Annotated in this window: 19 protein-coding genes and 3 tRNA genes; 8 read left to right on the top strand and 14 right to left on the bottom strand. The window is 68.5% G+C overall.

Going from position 1 to position 15,959, the window contains the following annotated elements; translation table 11 throughout:
* The 10 genes from RMP06_RS12370 to gph form a co-directional block, all read right to left on the bottom strand.
* On the bottom strand, nt 1–207 hold a 207-nt coding region (locus RMP06_RS12370; RefSeq protein WP_310462085.1), incomplete at its 3' end, for a GTP-binding protein.
* Between the two features lie 57 nt (nt 208–264).
* A tRNA-Thr gene (locus tag RMP06_RS12365) sits at nt 265–339 on the bottom strand.
* Between the two features lie 95 nt (nt 340–434).
* Nucleotides 435–508 (bottom strand) — tRNA-Gly (locus tag RMP06_RS12360).
* 66 nt (nt 509–574) lie between these two features.
* Nucleotides 575–660 (bottom strand) — tRNA-Tyr (locus RMP06_RS12355).
* Between the two features lie 74 nt (nt 661–734).
* Nucleotides 735–1,463 (bottom strand): uracil-DNA glycosylase, encoded by a 729-nt coding sequence (locus tag RMP06_RS12350; protein WP_310462084.1) that lies wholly within the window; start codon nt 1,461–1,463, stop codon nt 735–737.
* Nucleotides 1,463–2,275 (bottom strand): indole-3-glycerol phosphate synthase TrpC, encoded by an 813-nt coding sequence (trpC, locus tag RMP06_RS12345; RefSeq protein WP_310462083.1) that lies wholly within the window; start codon nt 2,273–2,275, stop codon nt 1,463–1,465. The genes RMP06_RS12350 and trpC overlap by 1 nt, the downstream gene beginning before the upstream one ends.
* Entirely contained in the window at nt 2,272–3,312 is a 1,041-nt protein-coding gene (gene trpD / locus RMP06_RS12340) for an anthranilate phosphoribosyltransferase (protein WP_310462082.1), read from the bottom strand. The genes trpC and trpD overlap by 4 nt, the downstream gene beginning before the upstream one ends.
* Nucleotides 3,309–3,878 carry an anthranilate synthase component II gene (locus RMP06_RS12335; protein ID WP_310462081.1) on the bottom strand — a complete coding sequence of 190 codons (570 nt, stop codon included), beginning with the start codon at nt 3,876–3,878 and terminating at the stop codon, nt 3,309–3,311. Before RMP06_RS12335 ends, trpD begins: the two co-directional genes overlap by 4 nt.
* A 20-nt stretch (nt 3,879–3,898) precedes the next feature.
* Nucleotides 3,899–5,374, bottom strand: a complete 1,476-nt coding sequence (trpE, locus tag RMP06_RS12330) for an anthranilate synthase component I (RefSeq protein WP_310462080.1) — start codon at nt 5,372–5,374, stop codon at nt 3,899–3,901.
* 255 nt (nt 5,375–5,629) lie between these two features.
* Nucleotides 5,630–6,283, bottom strand: coding sequence for a phosphoglycolate phosphatase (gene gph / locus RMP06_RS12325; RefSeq protein WP_310462079.1), 654 nt, complete (start codon nt 6,281–6,283; stop codon nt 5,630–5,632).
* 140 nt (nt 6,284–6,423) lie between these two features.
* Between gph and RMP06_RS12320 the strand changes: the two genes are divergently transcribed.
* The 6 genes from RMP06_RS12320 to relB all read left to right on the top strand — a co-directional run bounded on the left by RMP06_RS12320 (nt 6,424) and on the right by relB (nt 11,999).
* Entirely contained in the window at nt 6,424–8,784 is a 2,361-nt protein-coding gene (locus RMP06_RS12320; protein WP_310462078.1) for a putative bifunctional diguanylate cyclase/phosphodiesterase, read from the top strand.
* 55 nt (nt 8,785–8,839) lie between these two features.
* A complete protein-coding gene (locus RMP06_RS12315) occupies nt 8,840–9,616 on the top strand; it encodes a class II aldolase/adducin family protein (RefSeq protein ID WP_310462077.1) in 777 nt (258 codons plus the stop codon).
* Between the two features lie 35 nt (nt 9,617–9,651).
* A complete protein-coding gene (locus RMP06_RS12310; RefSeq protein ID WP_310462076.1) occupies nt 9,652–11,331 on the top strand; it encodes an NAD(P)/FAD-dependent oxidoreductase in 1,680 nt (559 codons plus the stop codon).
* Nucleotides 11,328–11,468: a hypothetical protein gene (locus RMP06_RS12305; RefSeq protein ID WP_310462075.1), complete on the top strand. Its 141-nt coding sequence runs from the start codon at nt 11,328–11,330 to the stop codon at nt 11,466–11,468. Before RMP06_RS12310 ends, RMP06_RS12305 begins: the two co-directional genes overlap by 4 nt.
* A 32-nt stretch (nt 11,469–11,500) precedes the next feature.
* Nucleotides 11,501–11,701: a hypothetical protein gene (locus tag RMP06_RS12300; RefSeq protein ID WP_310462074.1), complete on the top strand. Its 201-nt coding sequence runs from the start codon at nt 11,501–11,503 to the stop codon at nt 11,699–11,701.
* Nucleotides 11,702–11,771: 70 nt separating this feature from the next.
* Entirely contained in the window at nt 11,772–11,999 is a 228-nt protein-coding gene (gene relB, locus RMP06_RS12295; protein ID WP_310462073.1) for a type II toxin-antitoxin system RelB family antitoxin, read from the top strand.
* Nucleotides 12,000–12,140: 141 nt separating this feature from the next.
* Here the strand turns inward: relB and RMP06_RS12290 are convergent, their stop codons facing one another.
* The 4 genes from RMP06_RS12290 to RMP06_RS12275 are packed head-to-tail and all read right to left on the bottom strand — an operon-like array spanning nt 12,141 to nt 14,995.
* Complete coding sequence (locus RMP06_RS12290) at nt 12,141–13,280, bottom strand: CaiB/BaiF CoA transferase family protein (protein WP_310462072.1); 1,140 nt, start codon at nt 13,278–13,280, stop codon at nt 12,141–12,143.
* Between the two features lie 20 nt (nt 13,281–13,300).
* Nucleotides 13,301–13,987 (bottom strand): ribulose-phosphate 3-epimerase, encoded by a 687-nt coding sequence (gene rpe, locus RMP06_RS12285; RefSeq protein ID WP_310462071.1) that lies wholly within the window; start codon nt 13,985–13,987, stop codon nt 13,301–13,303.
* 52 nt (nt 13,988–14,039) lie between these two features.
* On the bottom strand, nt 14,040–14,789 hold the full coding sequence (locus tag RMP06_RS12280; RefSeq protein ID WP_310462070.1) for an SDR family oxidoreductase: 750 nt from the start codon (nt 14,787–14,789) through the stop codon (nt 14,040–14,042).
* Nucleotides 14,786–14,995: a heavy-metal-associated domain-containing protein gene (locus RMP06_RS12275; protein ID WP_310462069.1), complete on the bottom strand. Its 210-nt coding sequence runs from the start codon at nt 14,993–14,995 to the stop codon at nt 14,786–14,788. The genes RMP06_RS12280 and RMP06_RS12275 overlap by 4 nt, the downstream gene beginning before the upstream one ends.
* A 173-nt stretch (nt 14,996–15,168) precedes the next feature.
* Between RMP06_RS12275 and RMP06_RS12270 the strand changes: the two genes are divergently transcribed.
* Both RMP06_RS12270 and RMP06_RS12265 read left to right on the top strand, forming a co-directional pair.
* Nucleotides 15,169–15,702, top strand: a complete 534-nt coding sequence (locus RMP06_RS12270; protein ID WP_310462068.1) for a ferritin-like domain-containing protein — start codon at nt 15,169–15,171, stop codon at nt 15,700–15,702.
* Nucleotides 15,703–15,769: 67 nt separating this feature from the next.
* Nucleotides 15,770–15,959, top strand: a 190-nt coding sequence (locus tag RMP06_RS12265) for a YhjD/YihY/BrkB family envelope integrity protein (RefSeq protein WP_310462086.1), incomplete at its 3' end; no start/stop codon positions are given.

Genomic DNA, 15,959 nt, shown 5'->3' with positions numbered 1-15,959 from the left:
CTCGACGTGCGCGGTGTTGATCGTGATGCCGCGGGCCTTCTCTTCCGGTGCCGCGTCAATCTGGTCATACGCCTTGGCGGTGCCGCCAAACTTCTTCGACAGCACGGTCGTGATCGCCGCCGTCAGCGTCGTCTTGCCGTGATCCACGTGACCGATGGTGCCCACGTTCACGTGCGGCTTGCTGCGGACAAACTTTTCCTTAGCCATGATTTCGCGCTCCCGAGGGCGTTCCCTGCAATGGATTGGACAGACGGTGCATAAAAGTGGTGCCCATGACGCGGATCGAACGCGTGACCTCTCCCTTACCAAGGGAGTGCTCTACCACTGAGCCACATGGGCATCGACACGGGTCTGCATGCATACAAGAAACACACAGACCGGTGCCGACACAATCAACACCACAACAGATTCAGGCTTCCGACCCGACAAGACACTGGAGCGGGAAACGGGAATCGAACCCGTGTCATTAGCTTGGAAGGCTAAGGTTCTACCATTAAACTACTCCCGCCCGATCAAGCCAACCGACCCGTTCAGCCATACAACTGAACCAGTCCATCGCTTCAATGCTGTTCGCTGGTGGAGGAGGCTGGATTCGAACCAGCGTACGCTTTCGCGGGCAGATTTACAGTCTGCTGCCTTTAACCACTCGGCCACCCCTCCTAGGCGAGCCATAGACTTTAACAAAGCTGTTTTTGCACCGCAAGTACTTTCTGCGGTTTTTTCTCAGACCGCCCTCAATCCGGTTCTGTCAGCCGCCAGTCGATCGGCGCCACACCTTGCGCAACCAGCCAGTCGTTCGCCGCACTGAACGGGCGACTGCCCACAAAGGGCACCGGCGGTCGGCGTGCTGCCAACGGCGAGGGATGGTTCGACACCAACATTCGGTTCTGCTCGCCAGCCCCGCCAAGTCGCATAGCCTTGGCTTGCGCGTGCGCGCCCCACAGCATGAACACCTTCGGGTGCGGCTGTGCGGCGACGCGATCGATCACGGCATCGGTCAGCGCTTCCCAGCCCAGCCTGGCATGGCTGGCTGGCCGGTCACGCTCGACAGTGAGGCAGGTGTTGAGCAACAGCACGCCCTGCCCTGCCCAGGCACGCAGGCTTCCGGACACCGGCAGCGCCAGCCCCAGATCCGCCACCAGCTCCTGCCGGATGTTGCGCAGGCTCGGTGGAATTTTCACCCCATCGGCCACCGAAAACGCCAGCCCTTCGGCCTCGCCCGGCCCGTGGTACGGATCCTGGCCCAGGATCACCACCCGCACCTGCTGCGGCATCAGGGTCTCCAGCGCCCGCAGCGGCCGCGCCGGATAGACCTCGGCCCCGGCCGCCACCCGTGCGTCAACCGCCCTGCACAGCACCGCGCCGCGCGGGCTGGCGACAAACGCTGCAACCAGGTCATCCCACCCCGGCGCCACGTCCGCCAGCGCCTCGGCCAGCGGCCGCGTCAAACGGTTGTCCAGCATCAGCGGAACAGCGCAGCCAGCGCCACACCCGGATCGGCCGCCCGCATGAACGCCTCGCCGACGAGAAAGGCATGCACCTGCGCAGCCCGCATCCGCGCCACGTCCTGCGGCCCGAGGATGCCGGATTCGGTCACGAGCAACCTGTCCGGCGGCACCTCGCCGAGCAGACCGATCGTCGTGTCCAGCGTCACGTCGAAGCTGCGCAGGTCGCGGTTGTTGATGCCCACCAGCGGCGTCTTCAGCCGCAGCGCGTGGTGTAGCTCCTCGCCGTCGTGGACCTCGACCAGCACGCTCATCCGGTGCGCCAGCGCCACCGCCTCCAGATCGGCCATCTGCGCGTCGTCGAGACACGCCGCGATCAGCAGGATGCAGTCCGCGCCCATCGCCCGCGCCTCGTGGACCTGGTACTCGTCCACCATGAAATCCTTGCGCAACACCGGTAGAGCGCAGGCCGCCCGCGCCTGCTGCAGGTACTCGACGGCGCCCTGAAAGTACTGCACGTCGGTCAGCACGCTCAGGCAGGCGGCGCCGTGGCGCTCGTAGCTCTGCGCGATCTCGGCGGGGTGGAAGTCCGGGCGGATCACGCCCTTGCTCGGGCTGGCCTTCTTGATCTCGGCGATCACGGCGGGCTGTGCCGCGGCAATCTTCGTGCGCAGCGCGGCCTCGAAATCGCGCACGTCGGTGCGGCCTTCCGCCTCTTCGCGCAGCGAGGCCAGCGAGCGCCGCGCACGGGCCGCGGCCACCTCCTCGTGCTTGGTGACAACGATGCGGGCGAGGATGTCGGGGACACCGGGGGGAAGGGTTCGGCTCATGCTGCGGCCAGTTCCTGCGTGCGGGTGACGAACTGCTTCAGGCGCTCGGCGGCCTGGCCATTGGCCAGCACCTCGCGGGCGCGCTCGATGCCCTCGGCCATGGTCGGGGCGACATTGGCGGCGTACAGCGCCACACCGGCATTGAGCATGACGATGTCGCGCGCCGGACCGGGTTCGTTGTCCAGCACCGCCTGCAGCAGCGCGCGTGACTGCTCGGGCGTCTCCACCTTCAACGAACGGTTGCTGGCCATCGTCAGGCCGAAGTCCTCGGGGTGGATCTCGTACTCGCGGATCTCGCCGTCGCGCAGTTCACCCACCAGCGTGGCCGCGCCCAGCGAAACCTCGTCCATGCCATCACGGCCGTAAACGACCAGCGCGTGCTCGGCGCCCAGTCGCTGCAGCGCACGCACCTGGATGCCGACCAGATCGGGGTGGAACACGCCCATCAGGATGTTCGGCGCCTCGGCCGGGTTGGTCAGCGGGCCGAGGATGTTGAAGATGGTGCGCACCCCCAGCTCGCGCCGCACCGGGCCGACGTTCTTCATCGCCGGGTGGTGGTTCGGCGCGAACATGAAGCCGATGCCGGTGTCGGCGATGCACTGCGCCACCGCCTGCGGCGACAGCGTCATCGGCACGCCCAGTGCTTCGAGCACGTCGGCGCTGCCGGACTTGCTGGAGACGCCGCGGTTGCCATGCTTGCTGACCCGTGCGCCGGCCGCGGCGGCGACGAACATCGCGCAGGTCGAGATGTTGAAGGTGTGCGAGCCATCGCCGCCGGTGCCGACGATGTCCACCAGGTGCGTGCGGTCGGCCACGACGACCTTGACGGCGAACTCGCGCATCACCTGCGCGGCGGCGGTGATCTCGCCGATGGTTTCCTTCTTGACACGCAGGCCGACCAGCAGCGCCGACATCATCACCGGCGACATCTCGCCACCCATGATGCGGCGCATCAGCGCCAGCATCTCGTCGTGGAAGATTTCCCGGTGGTCGATGACGCGGGTCAGGGCTTCGGTGTTGGTGATCAAAGAACTCATCGGGTGGACTCCAGGAAATTCTTGAGCATCGCGTGGCCGTGCTCGCTGAGGATGGACTCGGGGTGGAACTGCACGCCCTCGATCGCCAGCGTGCGGTGGCGCACGCCCATGATCTCGCCGTCCGCGCTGGTGGCGGTGACAACCAGGTCCGCGGGCAGCGTGGCGCGCTCGATGGCCAGCGAGTGGTAGCGCACGACGCTGAACTGCTGCGGCAGTCCGGCGAATACCCCCTGCTGGTCGGTCGTGATCGTGTCGGACTTGCCGTGCATCTGCACCTGTGCCCGCACGATGTGGCCGCCCAGTGCGGCGCCGATGCTCTGGTGGCCCAGGCACACGCCCAGGATCGGCAGCTTGCCAGCGAAGTGGCGAATGCTCTCGATGCAGATACCGGCCTCCGCAGGCGAGCACGGCCCCGGCGACAGCACGAGGCGGTCGGGTCGCATCGCCTCGATCTCGGCGATGGTGATCTCGTCGTTGCGGTGCACCCGCACGTCCTCGCCGAGTTCGGCGAAATACTGGACGAGGTTGAAGGTGAAGGAGTCGTAGTTGTCGATCATCAGCAGCATGGGGGTTCTCCTTCTTCGCTTCAGAAGCCTTCTTCGACCAGTTCGGCGGCGCGGATCAGCGCCCGCGCCTTGTGCTCGGTCTCTCTCCACTCCATCTCGGCCACCGAATCGGCCACCACGCCGGCCGCGGCCTGCACGTACAGGGTGCCGTTCTGCACGATGCCGGTGCGGATGGCGATCGCCACGTCCATGTCCCCCGCGAAGCTGAGGTAGCCGCAGGCACCGCCGTAGATCCCGCGCTTGACCGGCTCCAGCTCGTCGATCAGCTCCATGGCGCGGATCTTGGGTGCCCCGGTCAGCGTGCCAGCGGGGAAGGTGGCGCGCAGCACGTCCATGTTGCTCGTGCCGTCCTTGAGCAAGCCCTCGACGTTGCTGACGATGTGCATCACATGCGAGTACCGCTCGACGACGAAGGCTTCGGTGACCTTGACGCTGCCCGTTTTGGCGATGCGGCCGATGTCGTTGCGGGCCAGGTCGATCAGCATCAGGTGCTCGGCACGCTCCTTCGGGTCGGTGAGCAGCTCGGCCTCGGCCGCCTTGTCCAGCTCGGGGGTGGCGCCGCGGGGCCGCGTGCCCGCCAGCGGGCGGATCGTCACCTTGTCGCCGTCCGGCGTGTGCTCGTGGCGGACCAGGATCTCGGGCGAGGCGCCGACGATCTGGAAGTCGCCCATGTCGTAGAAATACATGTACGGCGACGGGTTCAGCGCCCGCAGCGCCCGGTACAGCGACAGCGGCGACTCGGTGTAGCGCTTGCTCAGGCGCTGGCCGATCTGCACCTGCATCAGGTCACCGGCGGCGATGTACTCCTTGCTGCGGTGGACGGCGGCGAGGTAATCCTCCTTGGCGAACTCGCGGGCCACCGGGTGCGACGGTCCCCGCAGCACCGCGGGCGCGGTCACCGAATGGCGCAACTGGTCGCCCAGCTCGGCCAGGCGCTTCTCGGCGCGGACATAGGCATCCGGCTGCTGCGGGTCAGCGTAGACGATCAGGTAGAGCCGGCCCGACAGGTTGTCGATCACCGCCAGCTCCTCGGTCTGCAGCAGCAGGATGTCGGGGGTGTCGAGGCCACCGGTCTTGCGCACCTTGGCGAGCCGCGGCTCCATGTAGCGCACCGCGTCGTAGCCGAAGTAGCCCGCCAGCCCGCCGCAGAAACGCGGCAGCCCCGGCCGCAGCGCCACCTTGAACCGCTGCTGGTACGCCTCGATGAAGTCGAGCGGGTTGCCGTCGTGGCGCTCGACGACCTGGCCGTCGGTGACCACTTCGGTGATGCCGAGCGTCGTGCGCAGCAGCGTGCGCGCTGGCAGGCCGATGAAGGAGTAGCGCCCGAAGCGCTCGCCGCCGACGACGGACTCCAGCAGGAAGCTGTGCGGCTGGCCGCCCGCGAGCTTCAGGTAGAGCGACAGCGGCGTCTCCAAGTCGGCAAAGGCCTCGCTGACGAGCGGGATGCGGTTGTAGCCCTGTTCGGCCAGGCGCTTGAATTCGAGTTCAGTGATCACGGTGTGCGCTCCAAACGGCCCACCGGCATGCTCGCGTGTTGGCGTCGTCGTGACGACTTCAGGGACTCGCGTGCGTGCCGCGGGCCTGGTTGATCTAGATCGGGGGACTCGGCGCGGTGCGGAACACACACGCGGCGACAGACATCAGCAGATCGGGTCAGGCGTCGGCTTCAGCGACGCCAGGGCCAGGCTCCCCGGTCTTGCGACCCGGCGGCGTGGCCGATGCTGTGTGTGCGCGAGATGAACATGGTGCTGTCAGTGTAGCAGCGCATCCAGCCGATCGACATGCGCCAGCGCCGGCACCGCCCGGATCGGCTCGCCATGGTTGTAGCCATAGCTCACCAGCACGACCGGACAGCCGGCCGCATGCCCGGCCTGCGCGTCGTTGCGGGAGTCGCCGACCATCAGCGTCTGCGCCGGCAACGTGCCCAGCGCCTTGCAGGTTTCCAGCAGCGGCAGCGGGTCGGGTTTCTTGCGCGCGAAACTGTCACCGCCGAAGACCACCTCGAAGAAGCCGTCCAGCCCCTTGCTCGCCAGCAGCGGCCGGGCGAAGGCCACCGGCTTGTTGGTCAGGCAGGCCAGCCGCAAGCCCGCGTCGCGCAGGCGCTGCAGCCCCTCGACCACACCCGGGTACACGGCCGAGTGCTGCCCGTTGAGCACCAGGTAATGCCGCTGGTACGCCGCCCACACCGCGTCATACAGCCCGGCATCCCCGCCGACATGGGCCAGCGTCGAGCGGATCAGGTGCTCGCTGCCCTTGCCGACGGTGTGCTCGACGAAGGCGCGGTCCACGACGGGAAGGCCAAGTTCGGTCAGCGTCAGGCGCAGCACGGCCACGAAATCGCCAAGGGTATCGACCATGGTGCCGTCGAGATCGACGATGGCGGCGTGCAGGAGAGGAAGGGACATCGGCTGACCGGCTGGCGGGGAAAGTTCAGGACAGCCGGGATTGTCGGCATTTCTGCCGATTGACGCAGATTCGCCAAGGGCATCCCCCCGAAGTCTTCTACGCTTGCCGCCAAGCAATGCCGCCGACGATCCCAGACTGCATGAACCCGCACAGCCCCGCACGGAAAGCTCCCACCGACACCAGCGCCATCGTGCGCCTGTACGGCACCTTTCTGATCCTTGCCATCGCCGTCGGCGTGCTGCTGTCGATCGTCGCACTGCGCACCAAGGAGATCGAGGACTGGCGCCGCAACCTGCGCAGCACCTCCTTCCTGCTCACCGAGCACACCACGCAGACGGTGTTCTCGGCCTTTCTCGTGCTGGACGCGATCACGGAGCGCGTACGCCAGGTCGGCGTCCAGGACGAGGCGGAGTTCCGGCAGAAGCTCGCCACGGTCGAGGTGCACCAACTGCTGCGCGAGAAGATCCGGGGTCTGCCGCAACTGGATGTCGCCGCCATCGTCGCGGCCGACGGCGACAACATCAATTTCAGCCGCGCCTACCCGGTGCCTGCGATCAACGTCGCCGAGCGCGACTACTTCAAGGCCCACCGGGACCAGCCCCAGCTCGGCGACCACATCAGCACCGCCGTGCGCAACAAGGGCAACGGGAGGTGGACCTTCTACGTCAGCCGCCGGATCGACGATGCGCAGGGGCGTTTCCTGGGTCTCGTGCTGGTGGGCCTGTCGGTCGATGCCTTCACCGGCCTGTACGGACGGGTGGTCAGCAGCCTGGGCGAGGGCGCCTCCGTCTCGCTCTACCGAGGCGACCTGACCCTGCTGGCACGTGCCCCTCATCTGGACCCGCTGATCGGCCGCGTCAACGACTCCGGCACGACGCACCAGGTCATCGCCGAACGGGGCGCACAGGACGCCGTGGAACTGGCCAACTCGCCCCGCTTCTCGGACGGCAGCAGCGGGCTGCGCCTGACTGCGGTACGCCGGACGGCACGCTACCCGCTGGTGGTCACGCTGGTCGTGCCCGAAAGCATCTTCCTGGCCGCCTGGAAACGCACGGCGCTGCTGATCGCCGGCACGGGTCTCCTGTGCATCGGCTTTGTGCTGGCCGGCATCGGCACCATCAGCCGCACCTCCCACCGCCGCGAACAGGCCGAGCAGGAAATCCGCCAGCTCGCCTACTACGACGCCCTCACCGGCCTGCCCAACCGGCGCCTGCTGCTCGACCGGCTCGGCCACGCGATGGCCGCCAGCGAGCGCAGCCACACGCACCACGCCCTGCTGCTGCTCGACCTGGACCACTTCAAGAAACTCAACGACACGCAGGGCCACGACGTTGGTGACCGGCTGCTGGTCGAGGTGGCACAACGGCTGCAGGGTGCCGTGCGTGACACCGACACGGTCGCCCGCCTCGGCGGCGACGAGTTCGCTCTGCTGATCGAGGAACTGGGCCCCGATGAAACCCTCGCGGCCCGGCAGGCCGAGCAGGTCGCCGAGAAGATCCACGCCCTCCTGAACCAGCCGTATGCGCTCAACGACGCCAACCAGGACCACCGCAGCAGCCCCAGCCTCGGCATGACGCTGCTGCGCGGCAAGGACACCGCCCTCGACGGGCTGCTCAAGCAGGCCGACGTCGCGCTCTACCAGGCCAAGGACGCCGGCCGCAACGCCATCCGCTTCTTCAACCCCGCCATGCAGGCCGCCATCGACGCCCGCATCGCGATGGAAAACGCCCTGCGCCAGGCGCTCGCGCTGGGGCAGTTCCAGCTCCACTACCAGCCGCAGGTCGATGCACACGGCCGCTGCACCGGCGCCGAGGCCCTGATCCGCTGGATCGACCCAGTGCGCGGCCTGGTGCCACCGGACCAGTTCATCCGGCTGGCCGAGGAGACCGGCCTGATCGTCGAGATCGGCCAATGGGTGCTCGACACCGCCTGCCGGCAGCTCGCGCAGTGGGCCGCCGACCCGCTGTGGCGCACGCTGCAGCTCTCCGTCAACGTCAGCGCGCGCCAGTTCCACCAGCCCGACTTCGTCGAGCGCGTGCGCCGCAGCCTGACCGCCAGCGGTGCCCCGCCGACGCGGCTGACGCTGGAGCTGACCGAAAGCATCGTCGTCGAGCGGGTCGAGGAGGTGATCGACCGCATGGAGCAGCTGCACCTGCTGGGCGTGCATTTCTCGCTCGACGACTTCGGGACCGGGTACTCCTCGCTGTCGTACCTGAAACGACTGCCACTGGACGAAGTGAAGATCGATCGCTCCTTCGTCCGCGATCTCGTCGATGACAGCAACGACGCCGCCATCGTGCAGGCCATCCTGGCGATGAGCCGATCGCTGGGTCTGCGGGTCGTCGCGGAAGGCGTCGAAACCGAAGCCCAGCGCGATTTCCTGCTGCTGCACGGCTGCCCCGTGTTCCAGGGTTATCTGTTCGGCCGGCCGGTGCCGATCGCCGAATGGGCACCCGGACAATCCCGAAGTGTCGCGCGGGTGTCGCCGCTGGAGGCGTGATCGGCCGGATAGTGCGGCTCGTCCATCCGTCTGTCCGCTGCGAAGGAGCCCCCGCATGTCCAGTTCCCACGCCCCCCTGCACATCCCCTCCCTGCAAGACCAGGTCAGCCCCGAAGAATGGCAACTGCGCTGCGACCTGGCCGCCGCCTACCGGCTGGTCGCGCTCCACGGCTGGAGCGACCTCGTCTTCACCCACATCAGCGCCCGCCTGCCCGGCCCGGACCACCACTTCCTGATCAACCCCTCCGGGCTGATGTTCGAGGAGATCACCGCCTCGTCGCTGATCCGCATCGACCAGGCCGGGAACAAGCTGCAGGACAGCCCCTTCCCGGTCAATCCGGCCGGCTTCACGATCCACAGCGCGGTCCATGCCGTGCGGGACGACGCCCAGTGCGTGCTGCACACCCACACGCGGGCGGGGGTGGCGGTGGCGGCCCAGCAATGCGGCGTGCTGCCGATCTCGCAGCAGAGCACCTTCGTGCTGGCCTCGCTGGCGTACCACGGCTACGAGGGCGTGGCCTTCCGCCCGGAGGAGCAGCCGCGCCTGCAGGCCGATCTGGGCGACGCCAATTTCCTGTGCCTGCGCAACCATGGGCTGCTGACGGTCGGCCGCTCGGTGGCGGACGCGTTCCTGGCGATGTACATCTTCGAGAGCGCCTGCCAGATCCAGATCGCCGCGCAGGCCGGCGGCGAGCTGATCCCGGTGCATCCGGCCATCGTCGCAGGCACGGCGCACGCGATGAAGGTGCAGACCGGCAACCTGGGCGGGGCGTTCGTGTGGCCAGCGCTGCTGCGCAAGCTGGAGCGGACGGATCCGGGCTACCGGACGTGACTTGAGATGCCGCGCGGCGCGGCGACAATCCCGCCATGCTCCGCCTCACCGAACTCCGCCTGCCCCTGACCCACGCCGAGGACGCCCTGCGCCCGGCCCTCCTCGACCGCCTGGGCCTGGACGACGCCGACCTCGTCGCCTTCACCGTCTTCAAGCGCGCCTACGACGCCCGCAAGAAGACGGCCATCGTGCTGATCTACACCCTTGACTGCACCTTGCGTGATGGCGTCGAAGCCGCCGTGCTGGCGCAGTTCGAGGGCGATCCGCAGGTGCGCCCGTCGCCGGACACGGCCTATCGCTTCGTCGGCCACGCGCCCGCCGACTTCGCGGTGAACGGCGAGCGTCGGCGTCCGCTGGTGATCGGCTTCGGGCCGTGCGGGATCTTCGCGGCGCTGATCCTGGCGCAGATGGGCCTGAAGCCGATCGTGCTGGAGCGTGGCAAGGAAGTCCGCCAGCGCACCAAGGACACCTGGGCACTGTGGCGCCAGCGGGAGCTGAACCCGGAATCGAACGTGCAGTTCGGCGAGGGCGGCGCCGGCACCTTCTCCGACGGCAAGCTCTGGAGCCAGATCAGCGACCCGCGCCACCTCACGCGCAAGGTGCTGACCGAGTTCGTCAAGTCCGGTGCGCCCGAGGAAATCCTCTACGTCAGCAAGCCGCACATCGGCACCTTCCGGCTCGTCGGCATGGTCGAGAAGATCCGCGCCGAGATCATCGCGCTGGGCGGCGAGGTGCGCTTCGAGCAGCGGGTGAGCGACGTGCGGATCGAGGACGGGCACATCCGCGGCGTGACGCTGGCGTCGGGCGAGGAGATCCGCGCGGACCATGTCGTGCTCGCGCTTGGCCACAGTGCCCGCGACACCTTCACGGTGCTGCACGAACGCGGCGTCTACATGGAGGCCAAGCCGTTCTCGATCGGCTACCGCATCGAGCACCCGCAGGGCCTCATCGACCGCGCCCGCTTCGGCCCGAACGCCGGCAACCCCATCCTCGGCGCCGCCGACTACAAGCTGGTCCACCACGCCAAGAACGGCCGCGCCGTCTACAGCTTCTGCATGTGCCCGGGGGGCACGGTGGTGGCGGCGACCTCGGAGGAACACCGGGTCGTCACCAACGGCATGAGCCAGTACTCGCGCAACGAGCGCAATGCCAACGCGGGCATCGTCGTCGGCATCTCGCCCGAGGACTACCGGCAAGACCCCGGCGGCACCGGCCCCGTGAACCCGCTCGACGGCATGGCGTTCCAGCGCCTCTGGGAATCGCGCGCCTACGAACTCGGCGAAGGCGGTTACCAGGCGCCGGGGCAGCTCGTCGGTGATTTCATCAAACGCCAGCGCAGCCGCGTGCTCGGCAGCGTCGAGCCGTCGTACAAGCCGGGCGTGCTGCTGACCGATCTGGCGCAGAAGGACCGCGGCTCGCTGCCCGTCTACGCGCTGGACGCGATCCGCGAGGCGCTGCCGGCGTTCGAGAAGCAGATCAAGGGCTTCTCGATGGCCGACGCCGTGCTGACTGGCGTGGAGACCCGCACCTCGTCGCCGCTGCGCCTCACGCGGGGGCGCGACTTCCAGAGCCTGAACGTGCGCGGCCTCTTCCCGGCGGGGGAAGGCGCGGGCTACGCGGGCGGGATCATGTCGGCAGGCGTGGACGGCATCGAGGTGGCCGAGGCGCTGGGCGCGGACCTGCTCGGCGTGGCGTGGCCACGGCCACGGCCATGAGCTGGAGCGGTCTGCCCGACGCGGTGCGCACGGTCGAGCTGCAGATCGCGCTCAAGCGGCACGAAAGCGCGGAGCGGAGCACCGAGGCTGATCCGCGCCGGGACTGGGATCTCAGGCCCCTCGTCGAGCAGGCGTAGCTGTCGAACCCCTGCCGCACTATGCTCCCGCCATGAGTGACGACACCCCTTGCGCCGACCCCATGGACCGCGACACGCTGGTCGCGCTGGCCTCGCGCGCCATAGCGGCCTGCGACTGCAAACTGAACGCCTGCGCCGGCCTGGTGCTGCGCTACGAGGAGGTCGGGGGCTACTACGTCGACATCCGGGCGCGCAGGGTCGATCCGGCGCAGGTGGTCGATCCGGCGCCCTGAATGGGGCGGGAAACTTCGCATGGATCCATGGTTGCGATACACTGAATACAAGTAGTCAACGGAGTCGCCCATGCCAACATCCATCCGACTCGATCCGGCGATCGAGCAACGTCTCGATCACTTGGCCACTGCCACCGGTCGCACCAAAGCCTATTACCTGCGCGAGCTGGTGGCCAAGGGACTCGACGATCTGGAGGACTACTACCTGGCCGACGCGACGATGGCCCGTGTTCGTGCGGGCGCAGAACGCGTGTTCACGCTGGACGAGGTGGAGCAGGATCTTGGCTTGGCGGATTGACCTGACCGCCACAGCGGCCAGACAGCTCGGCAAGCTGGACAAGGCCGAGGCCAAACGCATCACGGCCTTCCTGCGGCAACGCCTGGCGACGCTCGAAGATCCGCGCAGCACGGGCAAGGCACTGACCCCCAAGTCATCGCGTCAGCGCAGCGTCACCGCCGGCACCGTCAGCCGCCGCAACCCTTCCTCCTGCGTCATCGCCCCCCGCCCGAACAGCGCCTCATGCGCATCGACCACCGGCGTGACGCAGCAATCCGCCTCGGCAAACCGCGCGATCCACACCGCCAGCGGCCGGCTGGCAATCAACGCCCCCAGCTCGTCGATCAGTGCCCGTGCGGCCTCGCTGCCCGGCGCTTCTCCCAAGCTCCAGTGCCGCTCGGCCCAGTCATCCCGCCCGACCACCGCGCACACGCCCTGCCAGAACTTCAGCTCCAGCGCACCCACCGCCAGCCAGCGGTCATCGGCGCAGCGGTAAAGGTTGTAGCAAGGCACGCCGCCATTGAGCAGCGACGCCCCCGCCTGCGGCGCCGCGCCATCAGCCAGCGCATCGGTGCCGAGAATGACCTGGTGCTGGCGCACCGCGTCGGTCATCGACACATCGACCCAGCGCCCCTGCCCCGTCCACTGTGCGCCGAGCACGGCAGCCAGCGTGCCGATCGCCGCCGTCTGCGCGCCGCCGAGCTGGTCGGCGATCTGCAGGTGGCTGAAGACCGGGCGGCCCTCGGGTGTGCGGGTCTGGTCGATCACGCCGGCCAGGGACAGGTAGTTGAGGTCGTGCCCCGCTGCCAGCCGCAGCGGTCCCTCCTGCCCGTAGCCGCTGATGCTGGTCAGCACGATCGCCGGGTGGATCGCCCGCAGCGCCTCGTAACCCAGACCGAGCCGCTCCATCACGCCAGGGCGGAAACCCTCGACGACGGCGTGCGCCTCGGCGACCAGCGCCCGCAGCGTGGCGAGCTGGTCCGGCTGCTTCAGGTCGAGCACCATCCGGCGCTTGCCGTGGTTGACGACGCGGTAGAAGTGCGAAACACCGTCCTCGCCTGGTCCCATGTACGCCGCGTCATCGCCCGGCAGACCGGGGCGACCGGGCAGCGGCGGCTCGACCTTGAGCACCTGCGCGCCCAGATCCGCCAGATGCTTGCAGGCCATCGGGCCGGGCAGCAAGCGCGACAGGTCCAGCACCCGCAGCGGCGCGAGCGGGTGCTGGCGTGCATCAGCGGCCGGCGCCGCGTGGGCCAGGATCGGCTCGGCGGCGGCCCAGCGGGCAGACCAGGTGGCGGACATGGGCGAACCTTTTGGGCAGATCAGCGGGCGAGTTCGGTGCGCATCGCGTCGATCACGCGGGCGTAGTCGGGCGTGTTGAAGATCGCGCTGCCGGCCACGAACGTGTCCGCCCCGGCGTCGGCCACGCGGCGGATGTTGTCGATCTTGATGCCACCGTCCACCTCCAGCCGGATGTCGCGCCCGCTCGCGTCGATGATCTTGCGGGCCTTCTCGATCTTGCGCAGCGCGCTGTCGATGAAGCTCTGGCCGCCGAAGCCGGGGTTCACGCTCATGATGAGGATCAGGTCCACCCGGTCGATCACCCACTCCAGCACGTCCAGCGGCTCGGCCGGGTTGAACACGAGGCCCGCTTTCACGCCCTCGGCCTGGATGAGCTGCAAGGTGCGGTCCACATGCGCGGAGGCATCAGGGTGGAAGCTCACGAGATCGGCGCCGGCCTTGCAGAACGCCTGCGCCAGCGCGTCCACGGGCGAGACCATCAGGTGCACGTCGATCGGTGCAGGCGTGCCATCCGGTTTCACCGAATGTTTCTTCAGCGCCTGGCAGACCATCGGCCCGAAGGTCAGGTTGGGCACGTAATGGTTGTCCATCACGTCGAAGTGGATCCAGTCGGCGCCGGCGGCGAGCACGTGGCGAACTTCCTCACCCAGGCGGGCGAAGTCGGCCGAGAGGATGGAGGGGGCGATGCGGTAGGTGGGGGTCGTCATGCCCCGGATTCTAGGGAACAGACGGGTTACAGGCGCTGACGGAGGACCGGTGTCAGACGCTCGGGGCAGCGGGCTCGCGCCACTGTTTCAAGTGCTGACCGGCATCGACAAAGATCGTCTGCGCCGTGACCCGCCCGGCCCCCATCAGCCAGACCACGGCATCGGCCACGTCCTCGGGCGTGCTCGCGCCCCGCAGCGGAGAGGCCAGCGCCGCCGCCTCGAAGCGCACCGCGTCGGCGCCGTGCGGCAGCAGCGTCGGCCCCGGCGCGACGGCGTTGACGCGGAACGGCGCCAGCGTCAGCGCCAGCCGCTTCAGCGCGGCATACATCGCGCCCTTGGACAGGCAGTAGCTCAGGAACTGGTCGTGCAGGTTCTCGACGTTCTGGTCGAGCAGCACCAGCGCCTGTCCGTCCGGAAAGCGCCGCGCCGCCGCCAGCGTCATCAGCACCGGCACCTCGTAATGCACCGCGTGGTTGGCCCGGAAATTCGCCAGCGTCGCCGAGTCGCGGTCGTCGTTGTCGAAGATGCTGGCGTTGAACACGACGGCCAGTTCGGCCTGCGGTGGCAAGGTGTCGAGCAGCCGGTCGAAGGACGCGAGCGTGGCTTCCACATCGGCAAAGTCGGCTTGCCAGACCCCGAGCGGCACGGAGTTGAGTGCACGGTCGAGGGCCTGCGCCCGCTCGACGCCGCGGAACGCGTGCAGCAGCACCTGCCAGCCCTGCGCCGCCAGCGCACGCGAGATGGCCAGCCCGACCCGCGCGTGGCCGCCGGTGACGAGCGCGATGCGCGGGCCGCCGCTCATGCGGGGATGTCGAATCCGGCGTCCTCGATCGCCGCCTGGAGCTGTGCGGGCGTGACCTGCGCCGCGTCGAAGCGCACTTGCGCCTGACCCGGTTCCAGCGAGACGCTGACGGACTCGACGCCGGGCAGCGCCTGGAGCACGGCGGTGACGCTGCGCACGCAGCCACCGCAGGTCATGCCGGTGATGGGGAGGGTGAGATCGGTCATGGGAAATCAGTATAGGACGCACCACGACAGGCCCGCACCGCCAGAGGACTTCGCGCCCTTGTCCTACAGCAAGGCGATGTCGGGACTGACGCCCGCCGGGCACCACGCAACCCAGGATGGATGCTGGCGTCGCCGCGCGTGGTGGTGCCCCGAATCCCTTCCAGGAGTTGTCCATGAAGAACGAAACGCCCACCCTCGCCCTCGACCAGACCGCGCTCGACCAGGCCCGCAAGCACCTGGGGGACGGCGTGGTCACCCCCAGCTACGGGCCGTGGCGGGCCTCGGTGGTCGAGTTGCTCAACGGGGCGCTGGCCACCGAGCTGGTCTGCGTGCTGCGCTACAAGCGCCACCACTTCACCGCCCACGGCCTGGCCTCGCCCAGCATCGCCGCCGAGTTCCTGGTGCATGCGAACGAGGAATCCGGCCATGCGGACCAGCTCGCCCGGCGCATCGTGCAGCTCGGCGGCATGCCGGACTTCTCGCCCGCGACCCTGCTGGAGCGCAGCCACGCCGACTACGACGAATCGACCGAGCTGACGGCCATGGTGCGGGCCAATCTGGTGGCCGAGCGCATCGCGGTCGAGGCCTACCGGCAGATGATCACGCTGGTCGGCGACAAGGATCCCACCACGCGCCAGATGCTCGAAGGCATCCTGCGCGACGAGGAAGAACACGCCGCCGAACTGGCCGATCTGCTGGACGAGTGACGTGACCGCCGCGCGCGCCTCGGCCGATCTCGCGGCGCCACCTGCCCGGGGGTGGTCGTGCTGGGCCGTGCTCGGACACCGCGCAGTCGAGGCATGGATCGACGACCGCGCGGCCAGCATGGGCGCGGCGCTGGCCTACTACACGCTGTTCTCGCTGGCGCCGCTGCTGCTCATCGTCATCTCGGTGGCCGGGCTCGTGTTCGGGCCGGAGGCCGCCCGTGGCGAGATCGAGACCCAGATGCGCGGACTCATCGGCG

The organism is Sphaerotilus sp., assembly GCF_031429695.1.
Classification (GTDB): domain Bacteria; phylum Pseudomonadota; class Gammaproteobacteria; order Burkholderiales; family Burkholderiaceae_C; genus Sphaerotilus.
This window is presented reverse-complemented; position numbering and strand designations above follow the sequence as displayed.